Origin of the sequence: Rathayibacter tritici, from assembly GCF_002932875.1 — a bacterium.
Taxonomy (GTDB): domain Bacteria; phylum Actinomycetota; class Actinomycetes; order Actinomycetales; family Microbacteriaceae; genus Rathayibacter; species Rathayibacter tritici.
In genome coordinates, this window is the sequence record NZ_PSWS01000089.1 from 1 (window position 1) to 602 (window position 602).

Here is a 602-nt window from a genome sequence, read left to right on the forward strand (position 1 = left end):
ATGTCAGTCGGATCGCCTCGGGTCGTGGTCACCGGCCGCCAGGGCTTGGGCTGGCAGGGTTCCAGTCCTGCTGCGCGCATGAGCCGGCGGACGGTCTCGTGGGCGACTGGACGGCCCCACCGCGCCAGCTGCGCGGTGATGCGGCGGTAGCCGTAGGTGCCATCGGAGGCCTGAAAGGCTGTTCGGATGAGTTCGGTGATACCTATACGCCATTCAGCGGTTGCGGAGGTCTTGCGATCGCGCCATTCGTCATAGCTAGATCGATTGACGCCGACCGCCTGGCACAGTCCGCGGATTGATAGCGTGCGGCTGGGGTCGCGTTCTTCGCGGCGAATGAGTTCGAGCTTGGCGGCTAGCGGAACTTCTTCGCGAAGAACGCGGATGCTTTTCCCAAAAACAGGTTTTCCTCTTCGAGTTCGCGGACCCGCCGTTCGAGTTCCTTTATTCGCGCCCTGTCCTGAACGGTCAGTTCTTCTTCGCCGCCGGCACTGCTTCGGCGATGCGCAGCCACCCAATTAGTGAGGGTCTGCGGAACCAGTCCGAGCTCTCGAGCGACGTCCGCGACGGATCGCGACCTATCAATCACCTCGCGCACTGCCTCC

The 602-nt window shown here is 63.1% G+C and carries 2 protein-coding genes; both read right to left on the reverse strand.

Annotation, left to right across the window (positions count from 1 at the left end; genetic code table 11):
• Nucleotides 1-383 (reverse strand): IS3 family transposase (locus C5D07_RS16495; protein ID WP_428839192.1); only part of this gene is annotated, 383 nt, incomplete at its 3' end.
• A partial coding sequence (locus C5D07_RS16235; RefSeq protein ID WP_146079802.1) for a transposase occupies nt 353-602 on the reverse strand: 250 nt, incomplete at its 5' end. The genes C5D07_RS16495 and C5D07_RS16235, both read right to left, overlap by 31 nt.